8 protein-coding genes (1 of these 8 cut by a window edge) are annotated in these 22,212 nt (G+C 68.8%); 3 read left to right on the forward strand and 5 right to left on the reverse strand.

All coding sequences use genetic code 11. The features are described from left to right. From PI246_RS16385 to PI246_RS16395, 3 genes are all read right to left on the reverse strand, one after another. Positions 1 to 12,448 carry the 5' end (the start) of a non-ribosomal peptide synthetase gene (locus tag PI246_RS16385; protein WP_320552395.1) on the reverse strand. The gene continues 22,013 nt to the left of window position 1, outside the view, so the window shows 12,448 of its 34,461 coding nt (coding positions 1–12,448); the start codon lies at positions 12,446 to 12,448; the stop codon falls past the left edge of the window. Positions 12,449 to 12,480: 32 nt separating this feature from the next. Continuing rightward, positions 12,481 to 15,741: an ACP S-malonyltransferase gene (fabD, locus tag PI246_RS16390; RefSeq protein WP_320552396.1), complete on the reverse strand. Its 3,261-nt coding sequence runs from the start codon at positions 15,739 to 15,741 to the stop codon at positions 12,481 to 12,483. A gap of 535 nt (positions 15,742 to 16,276) precedes the next feature. Then, complete coding sequence (locus PI246_RS16395; protein WP_320552397.1) at positions 16,277 to 16,462, reverse strand: hypothetical protein; 186 nt, start codon at positions 16,460 to 16,462, stop codon at positions 16,277 to 16,279. A gap of 182 nt (positions 16,463 to 16,644) precedes the next feature. Between PI246_RS16395 and PI246_RS16400 the strand changes: the two genes are divergently transcribed. Beyond that, positions 16,645 to 18,738 carry a phosphocholine-specific phospholipase C gene (locus PI246_RS16400; RefSeq protein WP_320552398.1) on the forward strand — a complete coding sequence of 698 codons (2,094 nt, stop codon included), beginning with the start codon at positions 16,645 to 16,647 and terminating at the stop codon, positions 18,736 to 18,738. On the opposite strand, the gene PI246_RS16405 is transcribed toward PI246_RS16400, so the two are convergent. Beyond that, positions 18,713 to 19,783, reverse strand: coding sequence for an NAD(P)H-dependent flavin oxidoreductase (locus PI246_RS16405; RefSeq protein WP_320552399.1), 1,071 nt, complete (start codon positions 19,781 to 19,783; stop codon positions 18,713 to 18,715). The two genes, PI246_RS16400 and PI246_RS16405, sit on opposite strands and share 26 nt — an antisense overlap. A 33-nt stretch (positions 19,784 to 19,816) precedes the next feature. Further along, complete coding sequence (locus PI246_RS16410) at positions 19,817 to 20,296, reverse strand: DUF4265 domain-containing protein (RefSeq protein WP_320552400.1); 480 nt, start codon at positions 20,294 to 20,296, stop codon at positions 19,817 to 19,819. A 197-nt stretch (positions 20,297 to 20,493) separates the two neighbouring features. Here PI246_RS16410 and PI246_RS16415 point away from each other — a divergent pair, with 197 nt between their 5' ends. Further along, on the forward strand, positions 20,494 to 21,336 hold the full coding sequence (locus PI246_RS16415; RefSeq protein ID WP_320552401.1) for a class I SAM-dependent methyltransferase: 843 nt from the start codon (positions 20,494 to 20,496) through the stop codon (positions 21,334 to 21,336). A 123-nt stretch (positions 21,337 to 21,459) separates the two neighbouring features. Further along, positions 21,460 to 22,206 carry an HpcH/HpaI aldolase family protein gene (locus PI246_RS16420; protein ID WP_320552402.1) on the forward strand — a complete coding sequence of 249 codons (747 nt, stop codon included), beginning with the start codon at positions 21,460 to 21,462 and terminating at the stop codon, positions 22,204 to 22,206. The last annotated feature ends 6 nt before the right edge of the window (positions 22,207 to 22,212 follow it).

Consider the following 22,212-nt stretch of genomic DNA (forward strand, 5'->3'; position numbering starts at 1 on the left):
CGTAGCTGACCTCACGCGCGTCCACCCCACCGGCACGCAAGGCCTGTTCGATGACGGTCGCCTGCGCGTTGGGGTTGGGCACCGTGTAGCCGTTGGTCTTGCCACCGTGGTTGACCGCCGTGGCACGGATCACGCCGTAGATGTGGTCGCCGTCGGCTTCCGCCTGGGCCAGGGGTTTTAGCAGCACCGCACCCACGCCTTCGCCGGGTACGTAGCCTTCCCCGCCCTCGCCGAAGCTCTCGCAGCGCCCCTTGCCGGAGATGAAGCGGCCCTCGCCGAGCGTGAGGTACTTGTTCGGATGGATCGACACGTTGACGCCACCGGCGATCGCCACGGCGCATTCGCCGCGCTGCAGGCTATGGCACGCCAGGTGGATCGCCGTCAGCGACGACGAGCACATGGTGTCCAGCGCCATGCTGGGTCCGTGGAAGTCGCAGAAATACGACACGCGGTTGGCGATGGACGCGGGATGCCCGGGTACCGCCAGCGGCTCGCCGCGCGCCTGCGCCTGCGCGCCAAAAAGCGGGTATTCCTCGTACATCACCCCGGCGAACACGCCCACGCTACCATTCGCGGCGACGTTGGCGCGCGTGTAGCCGGCGTCCTCGAGCGTCGCGTGCACGCATTCAAGGAACAGCCGCTCCTGGGGGTCCATGCGCTCGGCTTCGCGCGGCGAGATGTTGAAGAACAGGGGATCGAAGCGGTCCACCCCGTCGAGGAAGCCGCCCCAGCGCCCGTAGGTCTTGCCGGGCTTGCCGCGCTCGGCATCGAAGTAGAGCGAATGATCCCAACGGTCGCCGGGAATCTCGGTGATGCTGTCGCGGCCCGCGCTGAGGTTGGCCCAGAACTGGGCCAGGTTCTCCGCCTGCGGGTAGCGGCCGGCCACGCCGACGATGGCGATCGTGTCGGCCGCGTCGCGCCGCTCGCGCACGGCATAGCGCGATGCGCTGCGCTCCACCCGCCGAACGGCCGGCGCGGACGCCACGGCAGCGACCGCGCGCGGCTGGCCGAGCAGCGCCGCCATGGTGTCGCGATGCCGGGTGGCGAAGTAGCCGCTCAGCCCGGCCAGGGTCTGGTATTCGAAGAACAGGGTCTTCGGCAGCGGACCGAACGAGCCCTCGAGGCTGCGCGTCAGTTCGAGCACCATCAGCGAATCGATGCCGTAGGCCTCCATGCGCGCCTTGCGGTCGATCCGGTGCGCCGGCAGCTTCAAGGCGGTGGCGAGGAATCGTTCGAAGTACCCCGTGGCGCGCTCCAGGAAGTCATCGTCCACCGCGGCGGGCACCGCCACCTCGACCGAAGGCGTCTCGCCGACGGCCCGGAAGGCGAGGCCTCGCAACGACAACGCCGGCCGACCCGCGTCGTCGCACAGGTCGATGTCGACCGCGTGCGAACCGTCGCGCGCCCGCGCCACCGCCCACATCGCGCGGTCGCAGGGGCCGTGCGCGTCGAGTGCGTCCAGTGCGAACGGCAGGCGCAGCGACGCCGCGTCGGCGTCGGCCCGCAACCCGATGGATGCCTGCCATGCGGCATCCAGCAACCCCGGGGGCCAGGCCACGGCAGGATCGACCGTGCCGGCAAACTCGACCCGCGCGATCGCCACGCCATCGCCGACGAAGAGCGCTTTCATGCCACGGTACGCCGGGCCGTAGTGCAGCCCCATGGCCTCGAAGCGCGCGTAGCAGCCATCGACGTCGACCGGCGATGCCTCACGGCGCAGCGCGTCCAGATCCAGCGCATCGGGAGCCGCGATGGGGGCCGCGGTGACCCTGCCCTGGCCATGGACAATGCCGTCGACGTCGTGGATATCCACGTCGACCTCGCCGTTGCCACGCGGATGCAGCGATACGTGCAGATCCACGCCACCCTCGTCCACCACGACGGGACGCGACCAGACGACGTCGCGCAGGTGCAAGGCGGCGTCCGTGCCCATGGCCTGGGCCACGGCGAACCGCGCCATCTCCAGTTGGGCCACGCCGGGCAGCACACGCTGGGCCCCCACGCGATGGTCGGCGAGGAATGACTCCGCGCCCTCGAACCGGCTGCTGAAACGCGGACCGGCGAGATCGGAGACGTTGCGGTGTACCAGCGGATGCAGGCGTGTCGCACCCCGCGTGCTCGCGGCGATCCAGTAACGTTCGCGGGCAAACGGATACGTCGGCAGGCTTACCCGTCGTGGCGCGGGGCCACCGGCCGGTGCCGGCCATGCGACGGATTGCCCGTCGAGCCATCGGCCGACGAGGGCGCCGAGTGCACCGTGCGGCGGTTCGACGCGCCCGTCGTCGAGGAACGCGGCAAGTCGCGCCTCCAGTTCGGCGAGGGACGACACCACGACGCCAAACCGGCACGCCATGGCGTCACGGCCCACCTGCAAGGTGTGGGCGATATCCGCCAGCGACACCTCGGCCCGAGGCAGGAACGCCCGCAAGGCCTCGACCTGCTCGCGAAGGCGGTCGGCATCGCGGGCCGACAGGATCACCGCGGCCGGCGCATCGGGCGCCTCGACGCGTGGCGACGGCACGTATTCTTCGATCACGACATGCGCGTTGACACCGCCGAAACCGAACGAACTCACCCCCGCGCGGCGTGGCAGCACCCGACCGTCGGCGTCGCGCGGAGCGAGCCATTCGCGGTTGCCGTCCACGACGTAAAACGGACTGTCCGTCAGGTCGATGTAGGGGTTGAGCACCTCGGCATGGAGGCTCTTCACCAGCGTGCGGTGCTTCATCTGCAACAGCACCTTGACCACGCCGGCCACCCCGGCGGCCAATTCGAGATGGCCGATGTTCGTCTTCACCGAACCGAGCCCGCAGTGCGGCGCCATGGCATCCGTCGCGCCGGCGTACAACGCCCGGAACGCGCTCCGGAGCCCGTTGATCTCCACCGGGTCGCCCAGCGGCGTGCCGGTGCCGTGGGCTTCGATATACCCGACCGTGCGCGGGTCGACGCCCGCGTCTTCATAGGCTTGTCGGACGACCGCGGCCTGCGCCGACGGATTCGGCGCAGTCAGGGAGTTCGCCCGGCCGCCGTGGTTTTCCGCCGTACCGCGAATCAGCCCGTAGACGTGGTCGCCATCGCGTTCGGCCGCCGACAGTCGCTTGAGCACGAGCATGGCCACGCCTTCGCCGCGGACGTAGCCGTTGGCGTCGGCGGCGAATGTCTTGCAGCGCCCGTCCGGGCTGAGCATGCCCGCCTGCTGGAAACTGATGTGCAGTTCGGGGTTGACCAGTGTGTTGACGCCGCCGGCGATGGCCAGCGCGCAGTCGCCGCGCTCGATGGCGAGCACCGCGCGGCGCAGGGCGACGAGTGAACTGGAGCACGCGGTCTCCACCGGTTCGCTCGGCCCATGCAGGTCGAGGAAGTAACTCATCCGGTTCGGCCCGACCGACGCCACGGTGCCGGTGGACGAATAGCCTTCGATCGACGCGCCGGCACGGCTGGCAAGCGTGCCGTAACCGCTGGGCATGGTGCCCACGTAAAGCCCCGTATCGCTCCCGGCCAGCGATGACGCCGCGTAGCCGGCGTCTTCGAGCGCCTTCCACACGTGGATCATCATCAGGCGTTGCTGCGGATCCATCGACTCGGCCTCGCGCGGCGAGATGCCGAAGAACACCGGATCAAAGGCGTCGAGACCGTCGATGAACCCGCCGTGCACCGTGCGCGCGTCCACGGCACGCTCCGCATACCACGCGTGCCAGTCGGCGCGGTCGTCCGGAAGCACGCCCACGGCATCGCGTCCCTCGTGCAGCACGTGCCAGAACGCGTCGATGTCCGCGGCACCGGGAAAACGGCCACTCATGCCGATGATCGCCACCGGATCGCGCACCGGCGTCGGCGACGCCACGGCGAAACCCCGGCGGACCCGCGCGCTCGCGGCCGGGGCCGGTACCGCTATCGGCGCGGTGACCACGGCCCTGGCGGGCGCGGCCGTCGCGGCCGACGGCCGGGACACGCCGTGATCGCGAACCAGATGTCCGGCGAGGCCGCGCAGCGTGGTGTATTCGAAGAAGACCGTCGGCGTCAGTTCGAGGCCATAGTGCCGGTTCAGGGCGTTGCTGAATTCGGTGAAGGTGATCGAATCGAAACCGTATTCGCTCAGCCCGCTGTCGCCGTCGAGGTCCTCGGGCTTCACCTTGATCAGTGCCGACACCATGTGACGCAGATCGTCGAGCAGGGTGTCCGCCGACGCGGGAGCCGACGGCGGCGACTCGACCGTCGTCAAAGTCGCCGCCGTCGCAGCAGTCGCGGCTGGGCGCGGGCCGGCCACGATCGCCTCATGGATGCGCGCGGCGTCGCCGTGCACCACCAGCACCTGGGCCGCGTCCCCGGCCAGCGCCTGGTCGAGGGCACGGATGCCCGCGTCCGTCGCCAGCGCCTGCATGCCCCACTGCCGGGAAAGCATGGCACGCGTGGCCTCGTCGGCGCGCATGCCACCCTCGTCCCACAGGGGCCAGTTGATCGACAGCGTGCGGCCCTGCCGCTCGCCCCGCGCGACCTGTCCCGCGCGACGCGTGGCGAACGCATCCATGAACGCGTTGGCGGCGGCATAGTCGGCCTGGCCGACGTTGCCCAACGCGCCGGCGATGGACGAAAAGACGACGAAGCAGTCCAGCGGCATGTCCCGCGTGGCGGCATCGAGATGAAGGGTGCCGGCCACCTTGGCGGCGAACACCTCGCGCAGCTGCGCCGGCGTCTTGCCGGCCAGGTAGCCGTCGCGGACCACGCCCGCGCTGTGCACGATGCCGTCCAGGCTTTCGAACGCTTCGGGAATACCGCGAACGAGTTCGCCCAGCGCGATGGCATCGGCGACGTCCGCCGCGTGGTATCGCACCACGGCGCCCAGCGCCTCGAGCATCCGCACGCTCGCGCGGATCGTGTCGTTCATCGCCGAACGCCCGGTCAGCACCAGGACCGGGTGGCGCACGGCCAGGGCGATGGCACGCGCGACAATCAGGCCAAGGCCCCCGGCGCCCCCCGTGATGAGATACACCCCGTGATCTTTCCACGGCGAGACCGGCGCCGGTGTCGGCTCGAACGCGGACCACGCCGCGACCTGGCGCTCGCCACCGATGTAGCGCACTTCGCCGGTGCCGGCGTGGCAGTTGTCGTGGAGCACCGCGGCGATGTCCTGCCCCGGCTCGACGACGATCACCTGACCCTCGATGCGGCGGTTTTCCAGGTGGGCGGTGCGAAGCATGCCGACGAGGCCGGCGAAGAGGCGATCGTCGCCTTCGGCGGGCACCACCACCTGCACGAGGTGTCGGCCATCGCGGAGCGCCTGGAGCCGCTCCAGCAACTGGCACGCCGCGGCCTCGTAGCGGCTCGCCAGGTGGTCGTCGGCCGCGAACGGCATGACGACGGCCCCCGGCATCCGATCGCGCAGACCGGTCGCGTCGACGCCGCAAAGCCACACGCTGTGGCTCGCGGGCGTGTCGGCCGCCGATGTGGCGGGCTCGGGTCGCCACACGCGCTGCATGAATACGGTCGAGGCCTCGCTCGCGGCCGGCATGGGCGTCAACCGGAGGCCGGCCAGGCGCACGCAGACCACGCCGTCGTCATCGCATAGATCGACATCGGGTGACTCGCCGTGGCGCACCACGGCCCACATCGTGGCCGCCGTGGGATGGATCACCTGCAACGTCGCCAGGGCCGACGGCACCCGCGGCGTCTCATCCCTGGCGACGAGCGCGACACCGAGGGTGGCCTGTAGCGCGGCATCGAGCATGGCCGGATGCAGCAGGTAGCCTTCGGCGGGCGCGGTCGAGGGCATCGCCAGGCGCGCCACGGTCAGGTCCGGTCCGACGTGCAGTTCGCGAATGCCTCGAAAGGCCGGCCCATAGGCCAGGCCCATGCGGGCCAAGGCGGCGTAGCCGTCATCAGCGTTCACGCGGACCATGCCCGGCTGGCGGCGCAAGGCATCGAGGTCGTGCGTCACCGCCGCAGGCCGGTCGTCGGTCAAGGCCGAACCCTGGGCATACACGATGCGTTCGTCGATGTCGTGGACGTCGAAACCGATCGCCCCGTCGGCCTCCGGATAGAGCGAGACCCGCACGTCGATGCCTTCCGGACCGGCCACGATGGGCCGCAACCACGTGACGTGCTTCAGGGTGGCTTCGCGGGCGTCGCCGAGGGCCTCGGCGATGGCGCACAGGACCATCTCCAGCTGAGCCGCCGCCGGAAGCATGCGCCGCCCCTGCACGACATGGTCGGCGAACACGACTTCGGTACCGTCGAACCGTGCGCCGAAACGGGGCCCGGTCATATCGGAGAGGTTCCGGTGCAGGAGCGGGTGCAGGGCCGCCTGACCGGCGACCGACGACGGGAGGGCGGCAGGCACGTCCACCCAATAACGTTCGCGGGCGAAAGGGTACGTCGGCAGGCTGACGCGACGGCGTTCGTCCGTCGCGTGAAGGCGGCGCCAATCCACGGCGAAGCCCTTCGTCCAGACGTCGAGCAGCTTGCCGTAGCGGCCCTTGGTGAACCATGCATCCAGGATGGCATCGACGTCGTCGTCGCCAGCGAAGACGGAAAGCGTCTCTTTGCCCTTCCGGGCATGACCGCGGTAGAGGTCGTCGACGCCGGGACGATGGTCGAGCCACCCCGTGAGCGCGTCGCGCAGCTGGTCGAGCGAATGGACAAGCAGGCCGAGACGCTCGTCCATGGCTTCGCGGCCCACTTGCAGCGTGTAGGCGAGATCGTGAAGCGTGACCGTGGGCGGTAGAACGGCGAGATGGTCCACCAGTTGGCGTACACGCTCGCGCAGCCGTTCTTCGTCACGGGCCGACAGCACGATCAGAGCCGGGCCGTCCGCAGCCACCGGCGCGGGCGCGACGTACTCCTCGATCACCACGTGCGCGTTGGCGCCGCCGGCGCCGAACGACGAGATGCCCGCCAGGCGCGAACGCGCCTTTCCGTCGATGACCGGGCGCTCCCAGTTCGCCAACGTCTGCTGCACCACGAATGGCGTGGCCGCGAAGTCGATGTTCGGATTGAGCACCTGCGAATGCAGGCTCGGCGCGATCTGGCCGTGGCGAAGTTGCAGCAACACCTTGGTGACGCCCGCGATGCCCGCCGCGCTTTCGCAGTGGCCGATGTTGGACTTGGCCGAACCGATCGCGCAGAAGCCCGTGTCGGTCGTCCACGCACGGAACGCCTTGGCCAGGCCCGCGATCTCGATCGGATCGCCCAGGCTGGTGCCGGTGCCATGGGCTTCGATGTAGTTGACCTGGCGCGCGTCCACGCCGCCGATGCGCAGCGCCCGTTCGATCACCTTCGCCTGCGCGTTGGGGTTGGGCACCGTGTAGCCGTTGGTCTTGCCGCCGTGGTTGACCGCCGTGGCGCGGATCACGCCATAGATGTGGTCGCCGTCGGCCTGCGCCTGGGCCAGGGGCTTGAGCAGCACCGCACCCACGCCCTCGCCGGGCACATAGCCTTCCCCACCCTCGCCGAAGCTCTCGCAGCGCCCCTTGCCGGAGATGAAGCGGCCCTGCGCGAGCATGAGGTATTTGTTCGGATGCACGGTCGCGTTCACGCCACCGGCGATCGCCACGGCGCATTCGCCCCGCTGCAGGCTCTGGCAGGCCAGGTGGATCGCGGTCAGCGATGACGAGCACATCGTGTCCAAGGCCATGCTTGGGCCATGGAAGTTGCAGAAGTACGACACGCGATTGGCGACGGAGGCCGGGCTGTTGAAGATCGCCAGCGGCTGCCCCCGCGCCTGTGCCTGCGCGCCGTAGAGCTGGTATTCCTCGTACATCACCCCGGCGAACACGCCGACGTTGCCGTCCTCGGCCACGTTCTCGCGGGTGTAGCCGGCGTCCTCGAGCGTGGCGTGCACGCATTCGAGGAACAACCGTTCCTGCGGATCCATCAGCGCCGCGTCGCGTGGCGAGATGTTGAAAAACAGCGGATCGAACCGGTCGATGCCGTCGAGGAAGCCGCCCCATTTGCTGTAGGTCTTGCCAGGCGCGTTGCGATCCGCGTCGAAGTACAGCGTGTGGTCCCAGCGATCGCCGGGAATCTCGGTGATGCTGTCGCGACCCGCGCTGAGGTTCGCCCAGAACTGGGCCAGGTTCTCCGCCTGCGGGTAGCGGCCGGCCACGCCGACGATGGCGATCTCGCCGGCCCCGGCCGGCATCGATGCGACCGGGCGCGGGACGGGTGTCGTGCCGAAGCGTGGGCGGCGTGCCGACGGCGTCTGCGACGAACGCGCCACGCGTGGCGTATCGATGGGCGCCTCGGTGGACGTATCGCCAAGCGCCTCGGCCAGCCGCGCACGATGGTCGCGCAGGAAGTGACCGGTCAGTTCGGCCAGCGTCTGGTACTCGAAGAGCAACGTCTTGGACAGCGGGCCGAACACCTGTTCGAGCGCGCGGGTCAGCTCCATCACGAGGATCGAGTCGATGCCGTAGGCTTCCAGACGCGCCTGTGGATCGATGCCTTGCGCCGGCCGCCCCAACGTGTCGGCGAGCAGGCGCACGAAGTAGCGCTCGGCCTTCTCGCGCAGCGCGTCCGGCGTGGCGTCGTCGGATGCCGCCGATGCGGACACCGCCACGATGGCGGGCTCAAGGCTGGCCTTGAACGTGCGGATCGCGCCTTCGGCCACCATCACCTGCGATGCGCCACCGGCAAGCGCCTTGTGCAGAGCGTCCAGTCCGCTCGCCGTGCGCAGCGGGCGCAATCCCGCGCGCGCGGCGAGATCGCCTAGCGTGGCGGCGTCCACGCGCATGCCGCCTTCCTCCCACAACGGCCAGTCGATGGCGAGCGTTCGTCCCTGACGCACGCCTTCGGCGACCTGAATCGTGCGATGCGCGGCAAACGCGTCCATGAAGGCGTTGGCGGCGGCGTAATCGGCCTGCCCCACGTTGCCCAGCGCCCCTGACGTTGAGGCGAAGCAGAGGAACACGTCGAGCGGCAGGTCGCGGCTCGCCGCATCCAGGTGCAGCGTGCCCGCGACCTTAGCCCGGAACACATCGCGCAGCTCCTCGGGCGTCTTGTTCACGATCAGGCTGTCGCGCAGCACGCCCGCGGCGTGGACGATGCCACGCAATCCCTGCAGGCTACCAACCAGCGCCTCCGTGGCGGCGCGATCGCCGACGTCGAGCGGCCGATAGCTCGCCCTGGCGCCCAGCGCCTCCAGCTCCGCGATGCGCGCGCGAATGGCGTCGCCCGGTGACGAGCGCCCGGTCAGCACCAGCGTCACACCCCGGGCCTGGCGGGCGATCTCGCGTGCCACGATCAGACCCAGGCCGCCGGCGCCGCCGGTGATGAGGTAGGTGCCATCCGTACGCCACGGCGAGGTCGGGGGCGATGCCGCCACGACCTCTTCCCACGCCGCGACATGACGCACGCCACCGGCGTGACGGATACGCTGGGCGGGATCGTTCCGGTTGATCCGCAACGCGTCGGCCATGTCCTGCCCGGCATCGACCTCGATGAGCTGCCCGGCGATCCGCGGGTTCTCCAGGCTGGCGGTCCGCAGCAGGCCTCCGAGGCCAGCCAGCAGGTGCCGTTCGCCATCCGTCGGCACGACCACCTGGATCCGGTGGCGCCCGGGCACGGCGACCAGCGAGGCCAGTTCTTCCAGCAGCCGGAGTGCGGCGGCCTCGTAATGGGCTGCCACGTCGGTCGGGCCCTCGACCAGGATGCAGGTGCCCTCGGGCAATACCCGCGACACGGCCGCCGCTGCCGACGCATCGAACAGCATGACGCGGTGGCGCCCGTCGATAGACATCGCCGCGCTCGCGGCGCGGGGATGCCAGGCCAGCGCGAACGATGCGGTGCGTACCGCGTCGGCCGTCATGACCGGGCGCACGGTCAAACCGCCCAACGTCGCCCTCACCACGCCCGTGTCGTCGCACAGGTCGATGTCGAACGCGTGCGATCCATCGGTACCGTGTCGTGTCCGGATCACCGCCCAGGCGTCGTCATGGCACGCACCCGTGACGTCGAGCGATGCCAGCGCGAACGGCAGGCGCAGCGCACCATCCTCGGGCACGCAGGCGATCGCCGCCTGCAGCGCGCCATCGAGCACGCTCGGATGCAGGACGTAGTCGGCGCGCTGGGGCTTCTGCGACTCCGGCAGCACGAGCCGGGCCAGCGCGACGCCATCACCGACGAGCAGTTCGCCCACCACGCGATGCGCGGGGCCGTAGGCGAGGCCGATGCGATCGAACGCCTCGTAGAGCGCGGCCAGGTCGTCGCGGCGCGTCGGGCAGCGCGCCCGCAGCGCGTCGAGATCGTGGCGACCGGCGACGGCGTCGACCGGCGCGAGAGCGCCCTCGGTGTAGACCGTGTCGTCGTCATGAACCTCGAAGCTCAAGGCGCCGTCCGGCTCGGGGAACAGCGCGACATGGATCGTCTTCGGTGCATCGGCGACGACGATGGGACGCAGCCACACCACGTCCTTGACGCGCCAGTCCCGGGCCGTCGCCGAGGCGAGTTCCGCGGCGCCACGGAGCATCTCGAGTTGGGCCGCCGCCGGCAGGGTGCGCTCGCCGCGCACCACGTGGTCGGCGAGATACGGCTCGTCGCCCGAGAACCGGCTGCTGAAACGCAGTCCGCCCACGGTCGAGGTGTTCCGGTGCAGCAAGGGATGGAGGGTGGCCTGGGCCGCGGCACCGGGCTTCATGTCCACCCAGTGGCGCTCCCGCGCGAACGGATACGTCGGCAGCGCCAGGCGCCGGCGCACGTCGTCGGCATGCCATGCCGACCAGTCGAACGCGTCACCCCGTACCCAGCGGCGGCCGACGGCCGAGAGGTCGTCGTTCGGCGTCACCGGGGCGTTCGCTTCGCCCACGGGCACCTGCCCCGCCCACACGTCGTCGCGCGGCGTGCCGGCGAGCCACGCCGCCAGGCGGGCGCGAACGTCGTCGAGCGACGTCGCCACGAAGGCCAGGCGCACGGCCATCGCCTGGCGCCCGACCTGGAGCGTGTACGCCAGGTCGGCGAGTCCCGCCTCGCGCACCTCACGGGTATCCAGGGCCTGTATCAACTGCGTGGCGCGTTCGCGCAGCGCCTCGTTCGTGCGGGCGGACAGCACGACCAACGCGGGGCCGATCGACGCGGCGACCCGCGCCGTCTCGGGATACGCCTCCACCACGACATGGGCATTCACGCCGCCGAAACCGAACGAGCTGATGCCGGCGCGACGCGGCAACTCGCGCCCCGCCTCGTCCGTCCGAGCGGTCCATGGCTGGGCCGCATCGACGATGAAGAACGGGCTGTCGTCGAGGGAGATGCGCGGGTTGAGCCGCTGGTAGTGCACGAGGGGCGGAAACACCTTGTGCTTCATGCACAGCATTGTCTTGATGAGCCCCGCCATGCCCGCCACCGATTCCAGGTGACCGATGTTGGTCTTCACCGCGCCGATGCCGCAGGATCTCTCGCCGAGGGTCTCGCCGCGTTCGTCCGCCACGCGGGCGAAGGCCATCTTCAGCCCTTCGATCTCGATGGGATCGCCCTTGGGCGTACCCGTGCCGTGGGCTTCGACGTAACTCACGCTCGCGACCGGCACGTCGGCCTCGCGCAGCGCATGCGCCACGACGTTCGACTGGGCGAGCGAGCCGGGATAGGTCACCGTCCGCGCGTGTCCGCCGTGGTTCATCGCCGTGCCGCGCAGCACCGCGAGCACGCGGTCGTTGTCGCGGATCGCGGCGTCGAGCGGCTTGAGCAGCACCATGGCCGCGCCTTCGCCGCGCACGTAGCCGTTGGCCCGCTCGTCGAACGTCTTGCAGCTGCCGTCCGGCGACAGCATGCCGGTCTTGGCGAACGAGATGAAATGGGTCGGACTGCACAGCACGCTGACGCCGCCGACCAGGGCCTGCTCGCACTCCCCGCGGCGGATCGCGTGCGCGGCCTTGTGCAGGGCGACCAGCGAACTGGAGCAAGCGGTGTCGATCGGCAGGCTGGGACCGTGCAGGTTCAGGAAATACGAAATGCGGTTCGGGATGAGCGCGGTGTGCGTACCCGTCGAGACGTGCGCCTCCACGCTCTCCAGCGCGCGACCCAGGTAATCGCGATAGTCGAAGGTGAACACGCCGACGTAGACGCCCGTGCGGGTGCCACTGAAGACGGCAGGGTCGTAACCGGCATCCTCAAGGCACGCCCAGGCCTGTTCGAGCATAAGCCGCTGCTGCGGATCCATCACTGCTGCTTCGCGTGCCGAGATGCCGAAGAAATCGGCGTCGAAGTATTCGACGCCATCGACGAAGCCGCCCCACTTGCTCGTGGTCTTGTTGGGCTCGCGCACGTCGGGCGAATACACCGCGTCGCGGTCCCAGCGGTCGGCCGGCACCTCGCCGACGCTGGAGCGGCCCTCGGTCAGGTTGTGCCAGAACTCGTCATAGTTGCGCGCGCCGGGGAAACGGCACGACATGCCGACGATGGCGATGTCCTGCCGGGAATCCGGCGCGTGGGTGTCGTGCTGCGACTGCTGACCGACGTTCATGGCGTTGCCCGTGCTGAGTGTGTGTCCGAGGTTCAAGCGCGACGAAGTCGGGCGAACGACCGTGTCAGGTGATCCGCCGCCGCGTCCATGATCCGGTGCGCGATATCGTCGACGTGGCGCGCCGTCCAGGGTTCCAGGGGCGTGCCCTTTACCCATTGGTTGAACGAGCCCAGCGCGGGGCCGGTCTGGATCTGGTAATTGACCCGGTCCTCGCCCTTGCCTTCGATGGCTAGGCGCGTGCAGTAGGCGAAATACCAGCGGAAGGTCAACGCCATGCGGTGCTTGGGATTCGCCTCGGCCTTGGCGATCTCGTGGTCCATGCCGGCCGAACGGAAGTAGCGCTGGGTGTCGTCCCATATCTGGGCGAAGCTGCGCCGAAAGAACGTGGTCTCCAGTTGCCGCCGCGTACGTTCAGGGATGTCCTCGAGGCTGTCGTGGTGCCGGTAGAGCGACAGCAGCTTGTTGGCCCGGGCGGGAAAGAACACCGATTTCTTCAGCACCTGCACTTGGGCACCGATTTCGAACATATCGCCCGCGGGCGCGTACTCGGTGTCCTGGATGTCCATCGACTGGAGCAGCGTCTTGCCGTCGGCGCTCATGCCCGATTCCACCGTGCACTGGTTGATCGAGCCGGTGACGATGAAGTCCGCGCCGAGCAGGAAGGCCGCGGCGGCGGCCTCCGGGCCGCCGATGCCGCCCGCCAGGCCCATGCAGATCGGCTCGGCGTAGCCGTGGGTGGCCTGCATGCGGTCGCGCAGGCGCATCAGCGGCGGCAGCATCACCGCCACGATACCGCCGTCGGTGTGGCCGCCGGAGTCGGCCTCCACGCAGATGTCGTGGCTCATCGGGATGCGCCGCGCCCACGCCGCCTGCTGCGCGGTGATCTCGCCACGCTCCAGCAGCCGCTCGACGATGGCCGGCGGCGGCGGGCTCATGAAAGCCTGGGCGACCTCCGGCCGCGACACCTTGGCCACGATGCGATGGTCGCAGGCGACGTCGCCGTCGTCAGAAGCGCGCAGGCCCCGCAGCCGAAACCGTACCAGTGCCGGCGTCATCTGCATGAACGCAGCAGCCTCCACGTTCGTCACCCCGTGGCGCAGGTAGAGGTCGACCACCGCGTCTTCCTGCTCGGGGTATTCATAGTTCGCCAGCAGGTTCATGCCGAACGGCTGATCCGCCGACAATTCGCCCCGGATACGGGTGAGCGCTGCGTCGATCTTTGCCGTGGACAGCCCCCCCGCGCCAAAAAACGAGAGAAATCCCGCCCTTCCCATGCGAATCACCAGATCGGCCGACGCGACGCCGCGGTACATCGCGCCGGTCAGGTAGGCATAGCGAACGCCATAGCGTCGCTTGAACCGCCGGCTACCCAGGGAATCGGCCGTGATGCGCGCCCCGTCGACGGCCACGGCATCTTCCGCATCGGCGATCAGCGCATCGACCTTCACCGCGACCTCGTCGACGATGGGCGTCTGGCTGCTGCGGATCTCGTTCACCATCTTCGAAAGGATGGTGGCGCCGATCTCCTGGAATTCGACCTCGCCGCGCCCCATCACGTAGCGGATGGAGTCGACCCAGTGCACAGGCGTGGCGATCTGGCTCGCCAGGGTCTCGACGATGCGGGCGCCGTCGTAGGGCCGCGCCGTGGCATTGGCGATGACCGTCGCTTTGGGCGGCTCGAAGACAAACTGGCGCAGGAAATCGGCGAATTCGGCCTGTACCGGCTGCATATGCCGCGAGTGAAACGGGGCGCTGACGTTCAACGGGATGTAGCGCAGGTTCAGGCGGGCGAACAGATCGGCCGCGGCCTTCAGCGCCTCATGGTCACCCGCGATCACCGTCTGCGTCGGCGTGTTGAGGTTGGCGATATCGACGCCGTGCAGGCGGTGTTCGTCGAGCAGCGTGCGGATCTCGTCGGCCGACGTACCCAGCACGGCGGCCATGCCGCCCCCCCCGGCGTTGCCCATGAGCTCACCGCGCTTCTTGACCAGCCGCAGCCCGGTCTCGAAGGAAAACACGCCCGCCGCGTGCAGCGCGTTGTATTCGCCGAGGCTGTGGCCGGCGAAAAACGCGGCGTCGACGTCTTCGCCCCTCCGTTGGCGTTGGTAGTAGTGCAGCGCGTTCACCACGTAAAGCGCGGGCTGGGTGTACTGCGTCTGCGACAGCCGCCCGTCGCTATCCTGAAGGCAGAGGTCTTCGACCGAGTAACCGAGGATGTCCGACGCGCGCCGCACCTCGTCGGGAAAGAGCGGAAAGAGATCCTTGCCCATGCCCCTGAACTGCGAGCCCTGGCCGGGAAAGATGACTGCTTTCATGGGATGCGACTCCGGTGTGCGCGTAACGCGTGTCTGCGGGCGGCGAGGCACCAGCGCCTCGAGCCGGGCCACGTCGCCGCCGAATGGCGACATGACCGGATGAAGCCGCGAGGACGCCCCCGCGGGGAGATGGTGTTTCAGGAAGGTGGCCATCGTGCCGTCGGGGCTGACATCGATGTAGCGCACGTCGCCCTGCGCGTGGAGCAGGTCGAACGTGCGTGGCAGGTTCATGGGATGGCGCACCGCCGACCAGAAGTGCGTCGCGTCAGGCCGTTCGAGCCAGGCGCCCCGCGCGCAGCACGCGAACGGCAGGCCATCGTCGCGCAGGGACAACGTACGCAGGTATGCGTCGTACGGCTCGCGCGCGGGATCGATCCAGCGGGAGTGAAAGGCGAACGCGACCGGCAGTCGTCGGAAGGGCAACGCCTGCGCCCGCAGGTGGGTCTCCACCCCGTACACATGGCGCTCCGGCAGGGCGAGCACGGTATGGGTGGCGAGGTTGCGTCCTGCCACCTCGCACATGTCGAACAGGTTCGCGTCGGCGAACCCGGCCAGGTCGCCCATCACCGCGATCATGGCGCCGGGTTCCGCGTGACGCTCCACGGCCCAGGCCTGTTCGATGACGGCGTCCATGGCCGTGTCCATGTCGAGCCATCCCGCGATGGCGGCCGCGGCGAACGAGCCCAGGCTGGCACCGGCGACCATGTCGACGCGCAGTCCCCGATCCAGCAACGTGCGCGCGAGTGCGTACTCCACCATGAAGATCGCGGCGTGGCTGTGCAGCAGACGCACCATCGGCGTATCCGCGACGGCATCCGCCGCGTAAAGCACATCGAGCAACGATCGGCCGCAACGTCCGCGAAAGACGCTGTCAGCTTCCTGCATGCGGGCGCGGACGCCGGCATCGGCATCGAACAACGCCCGTCCCATCTGGAAACGATGGGATCCTTGTCCCGAGAAAAGCAAAGCGGTTTTCACGAACGACGCATCCCTACAGGCACGCGAACCCGTTTCCGCGCCACGACAGCGGCCGGATGACAACGGAATCCACGGCTGACCCAGCAGCCAACGCCCCTCCCCTCAGAGGTACGCGAATGACCCAAGCCAGGTCATTCGAACAGCGATCAAGCCCCCCACTGATTCATCAACGATGACGTGTCGCCCGGGCGGCGCACGAGAGCCACGTGCAGGCATCGCCCCGGCATCGACATCCAGATTCTTCGAAGAATGTGACGGCCATTGCAACGCGCAAGTTCTTGCGATGTCGCGCTTGCGTTGCACGCATTCGTTGCGATCGTCCGTGAAACGACGCGCTACGTCGGGCTCTTTCGCAGCTACGCGCGCAGCGTTCCCGGCAAGCGGCGCGGGAGAAATGCCGAAAATGCGTGACGCATGACGTGCGTTACGCCAAAGACACACAGGCGAACGCCTTCGCGGTATGGGTGTATCCGGCGCGCACGCCGTGAGGCCGCCCCCGACGGAAGCGGCCCGGGAAACCGAACAGCGATGCGGTTTAGACCGGTACGCAACGCCACGTCATGTGGCCGTCGACCACGCCGGCCATGACGGGCTTCTCGCCCTCCGGGCAGACGGGCGCATTGCTGTAACCCTGGTGGACACCGACGCGATCGAACAGGCCGGATGCGTGCGCGCCGAACGCGGCGACCAGAAGAACCAGACCAAGACAAGCGACTTTCATGGCGAACTCTCCCCGCGGTAATGAATGGCTATGACCATCCGTATCACCCGATACGGACGTCCGTTGGGCTATACCGGAGTGCGGCGTGGCGCACAGAACAAAAACGGCAACTCACGCGGGCACGAAGCTGTCATAGTCGTGAAGCACACTCGCCCGCATCGTCACATCACGGCAAGCGCACCATGACTTCAACGGACCGTCGTAATTTCCTGAAGCTTTCCCTCGGCGCGATGGCGGCCGGCGCGATCCCCGCGTCGATTCAGAAGGCGCTGGCGACGCCCGCGCTGCGCCGCACGGGCACGCTGAAGGACATCGAACACGTGGTGATCCTCATGCAGGAGAACCGCTCGTTCGACCATTACTTCGGCAGCCTCCGCGGCGTGCGTGGTTTCGGCGATCCGCGACCCTTCACGCTTGCCAGCGGACGTTCGGTATGGCACCAGCCGCGCACGCCCGGCAGCGACGACGTGTTGCTGCCGTTCCGTCCCGTGGCCGACGACCTGGGCCTGCAGTTCATCGAAGACCTCCCACACGGCTGGAACGACACGCACGCGGCATGGAACGCCGGCCGCTACGATGCCTGGGTGCCGAGCAAGGGCACCACGACGATGGCCTACCTGACCCGCGAGGATATCCCGTTCCACTACGCGCTGGCCGACGCCTTCACGGTCTGCGACGCCTACCACTGTTCGCTGCTCAGCTCGACCGACCCCAACCGCTATTACATGTGGACCGGCTGCGTCGGCAACGACGGCAAGGGCGGCGGCCCGGTGCTCGACAACGCCGAGAAGGGCTACGGCTGGACGACCTACCCCGAGCGCCTGGAGTCCGCGGGCATCTCGTGGAAGATCTACCAGGACGTCGGCAAAGGCCTCGACAAGGCCGGCGGTTGGGGCTGGACGTCCAACCCCTACATCGGCAACTACGGCGACAACTCGCTGCTGTATTTCAACGCGTATCGCAACGCGCAGCCGGGGGATGCCCTGTACGAAAAAGCCCGCACCGGTACGAACACGCTGGGCGGCCAATCGCTGTTCGACCTGCTGCGCGCCGACGTGATGGGCGACCGGCTGCCGCAGGTGTCGTGGATCGCCGCGCCGGAAGCCTATACCGAGCACCCGAGCTGGCCGGCGAACTACGGCGCGTGGTACATCGACCAGGTGCTCGACGCGCTCACGTCCAACCCCGAGGTGTGGGGAAAGACCGCGCTGTTCATCACCTACGACGAGAACGACGGATTCTTCGACCATATCGTGCCGCCCTACCCGCCGGCCTCGCGCGACCAGGGCCTGTCCACCGTCAGCATCGACGGCGAGCTTTACGACGGCGGCAAGGGTTTCGTCAGCGGCGCCTACGGCCTGGGCGTGCGCGTGCCGATGCTGGTGGTATCGCCGTGGAGCAAGGGTGGCTTCGTCTGTTCGGAAACCTACGACCACACCTCGATCCTGCGTTTCCTGGAGCAACGCTTCGGCGTGCGCGAGCCGAACATCTCCGCGTGGCGTCGCGCCATCTGTGGCGACCTGACGAACTGCTTCGACTTCGCCCAGCGCGACACGGAGTCGCCGCGCCTGCCGTCGACCGCGGCCTATGAACCCGATCGCGGCAATCACACCGTGTTCCGCCCCTCGGCGCCGTTCGGCCAGACCGCGCTGCCCGCGCAGGAAGCCGGGCGCCGACGTAGCCGCCCGCTGCCCTATGCACTGGACGTGACCGGTCGCATCGACCTCGACCATGGACGCTACTGGCTCGACTTCGACAACCAGGGCACCACGGGCGCGTTCTTCCATGTGTCGTCGGCGTCGCGCAGCGATGGTCCGTGGGCGTATACCGTCGAAGCGGGCAAGCGGCTATCGGACTACTGGACCAGCCTCTACAGCGGCAACGCCTACGACCTGGCGGTGCACGGCCCTAATGGCTTCTTGCGCCAGTTCGGCGGCACGCAACCGCCGATCGCCGACGATCGCGGCCAGGTCGCGTTACCCGAAGTCAGCGTCGACCACGACGGACTCTCCGGGCTGCTACGCCTCGTGCTGCAGAACCATGGCAGCCGCCCGTGCACGGTGACGATCACGCCCAACGACTACACGCGACAGGCGCCTCGTCGCCACGTGCTGATGCCGGGCGCGCGGGTCGAGAGCCCGTGGGAAATCCTCAGCAACGACCACTGGTACGACCTCAGCATCACCTGCGACACCGATCCGCGGTTCGTGCGCCGTCTCGCCGGCCACCGCGAGACCGGCCGGCCGTCGCTTAGCGATCCGGCGCTGTCGCGCTGAAGCCTGCGGCGTCGCCGAGGAGCCGCGTCAGTTCGGCCGAACTCCGATCCCTGGCCAACGGCGCCGACTGACCCGACCAATGGTTGGCGAAGTCGGTGGCATTGGCCGAACGCAGCGGACCCACCGCGGCGGCGGCCGTCGGAAACGCCGGCACGAGGTCGGACAGTGGCCCGACCTCGCGGACGAGCCGGTTGGCGATGCCACGCGCCGGCCGTCCGGTAAAGACGTTGGTGACCATCGTGCCGTCGTCGGTGGCCGCGTGCAGCGCGGCGCGATACGCATCGCCCACCTGGGCCTCCGGCGTGAACAGATAGGCGGTGCCGACCTGCACCGCCGACGCGCCAAGAGCGAAGGCGGCCCGCACGCCACGGGCGTCGGCGATGCCACCCGCGGCGATCACCGGCACCGGCACCGCGTCGACCACCTGCGGCACGAGCGACATCGTGCCGACCTGGGACGCCATGTCGTCGCCGAGGAAGTTGCCCCGGTGCCCACCCGCTTCGTATCCCATGGCGATCACCGCGTCGACGCCGCGTTCGACCAGCCAGCGCGCTTCGGCCACGGTGGTGGCCGAAGCGATCACCTTCGCGCCGGTGTCATGCACCCGCCGCAGCAACGTCGCGTCGGGCAGGCCGAAGTGAAAGCTCACGACTTCGGGACGATACGCCTCAACGATTGCGCAATACGCCTCGTCGAACGGTGCCCGCCCCCCGGGCGACGGCGTCAGTGCCGGGTCGAGGCCGTGCTCGACGTAGTAAGGGGCCAGCCGCGCGCGCCACGCCATCTGCGCGACAGGATCGGGCGGCGGCGCGACATGGGCGAAGAAGTTGAGATTGATCGGGCGCGATGTGGCGGCACGGATGGTGTCCAGCGCCGCCGTCATCTGCGCCACGGTCAGCGCCGCGCCGGGCAGCGAACCCAGGCCACCGGCATCGCTCACGGCCACGACCATCTGTGCGGTGGTGGCGCCGGCCATCGGCGCCTGCACCACCGGCAGGTCGATGCCGAACAACGCGGTAACGCGGCGATCGCGGGACTCGTTCATGAGGTTGCCATCGGGGAAGGCCAGACGGTCATGTTACCCCGGCGTGGCGACCTCGCCGGCGCGGACGCGGATCAGCCCCTGCCGCGCCAGCGCATGCAGGCGCGCGGCCATCGCGCCGGCCGCCCTGGCGTCCACGCTCAACGCAAGCAGGTCCGTCGAACGCCATTCCGCCCACGGCCGGAACGTCTCGACGGCCTTGAGCACGGTGTCGCGGACCCATGGATCACGCTGTTCGTTCCATACCCGGAAGGTCGCCTGGCCCGATCGCGCCACGATGGCGCGCACGACATGCCGCGCCGTGGTTTCCACCTCGTCACCGAGGGCGAGGTCGTCGATGAAAAACGGAATGCAGCAAAGCACGAAGCGCCGGGGCTTCACCCTTTGCCACCAGAGTTGCTCCCAGCGCGTGCGGCCATCGCGCATGCCGACGAGCATGGGAAACGTGCTGTTGGCCCGGGCCTTCCACGCCGGACGACCGTGCGTCGCGACACACTCGCGATCCTGATGAATCATGACATCTCCCTGGGAAGGCGCTACGGCCCTCCATCGCGAATCCTTGCCTTGACCTTCGCAGTCAACCACTTACCCGCATCACGCGGGGCCGCGGACCTTAATCGATTCGCCGCCGGAGGGTCAACCGGCGCCTCCGCGCGCCGACGTGTCCGGCACACGAGGCATAATGGTGCGTTACCGCCTTTCCGGACGATTCCATGGCGCATTACGCCGGCCCCCTGCTCACGCGCGACGTCGCGCTCGCCCTGCTCACGGCCCGGGATGCCGGCCAGGCGACGTGGCATGGCTCGCTCGACCTGGGTCGCTCGCAGGTGACGGTGACGCTGGGCGACACGCACTGGCACGGACTGGGACACGATCACCCGTATGCGCAGGGGCTGAAGGACCGCACGATCTATTACCGCGAGGGCGACGGCTACGAGGCGGTGTCGCGTTTCGCCGGCGCATTGATCAAGCTCGTGCCGACCGAGTGGGGCGCGCCGACCTTTGAGATCGACGGTATCAAGATGCTGCCCACGGCCCGGGAGTCGCCCGTGGACGATGCGCGACGCAAGGTCGCGCTGGTCGAACCGCGCGGCAAGACGGTGCTCGACACGTGCGGCGGTCTGGGCTATTTCGCGGCGTGTTGCCTGGAGGCTGGCGTCGGACGCATGCAATCGTTCGAGAAGAACCGCGAGGTGCTGTGGCTGCGCACGCTCAATCCGTGGTCGCCCGACCCGGATGCCCCTTCCGCGGCGGGCCGTCTTACGCTCACCCATGCCGACGTCGCCGAGGCGATCCAGGCCCTGCCGGATGCATCGGTCGATGCCGTGCTGCACGACCCGCCCCGCTTCGGCATCGCCGGTGAACTTTATTCCCAGGCGTTCTACGACCACCTGGCCCGGGTGCTACGCCGGGGCGGCAAGCTGTTTCATTACACCGGCAGCCCCAACAAGCTGACGAGCGGGCGCGACGTGCCGCGCGAAGTGGTGAAGCGCCTCGAAAAAGCGGGTTTCCATGCACGGCCCGAACTCGATGGCGTTTTCGCGACACGTCGATGAACCCTTCGGAGAGTGCGCCACGCATCACGAAACGCGGGCGCCAGATGACGAAAATTCTCAAATGCAATTGATAACGATTGCTATTTAGATATACTCCAGGGGTCTTCCGTTACGGCCCCTGTCATGGATTGCCACGTCGGCCTGCTCAATTCGGTGCCATCGCCCTTGCTGTGCGAGATGTTCGGCGCGGCCGGATACCATTTCGCGGTGCTCGACCTCGAACACCTGCTGGTGTCCCCCGACGACCTCCAGCACGCCATTCGCGCCTGTGAGATCGGTGGCTGCGAGCCTTGGGTGCGCGTACCCGAGGTGGACACCCAATTGATCGGTCGCGTGCTCGACGCCGGTGCGACCGGCGTGGTGATCCCGCGGCTCGAAACCGTCGCCCAGGCACGCCGTGCCGTCGAGGCCGCGCATTTCCCGCCCCTGGGCCGACGCGGCATCACCGGGGGCCGCGTCACGGGGTTCGGCAAGCGCTCGCTCGCCGACTACATCGCCGGGTCGCGCGACGCGATCCGCGTGATACCGATGATCGAGAGCGACGCCGGCATCGACGCCCTGCCCGACATCCTCGCCGTGCCGGGCATCAGCCTGGTCATGGAAGGCGCGCTCGACCTTGCCCTTGACCTGGGCCTGGGTCCCGACCCGCTGCACCCCCGCGTATGGCAACGCCTGCTCGACCTCGCGGGGCACTGCGACGAGGCTGGCATCCCGTTCTGCGCGAATCCCCGCAACGCCGCGCAACGCGAGCACTGGCTGGCGCGACATCCCCGCTGGCTGCTCGCCGGCGAAGACCGCGGCCTGCTGATGGGCGCGCTGCGCGCGCGCCGTCGCGAACTGACATCCGACCTGTCCACCCTGACCTCCTGAAGGATC

It is taken from the genome of Luteibacter sahnii (assembly GCF_034063545.1).
Lineage (GTDB): Bacteria > Pseudomonadota > Gammaproteobacteria > Xanthomonadales > Rhodanobacteraceae > Luteibacter > Luteibacter sahnii.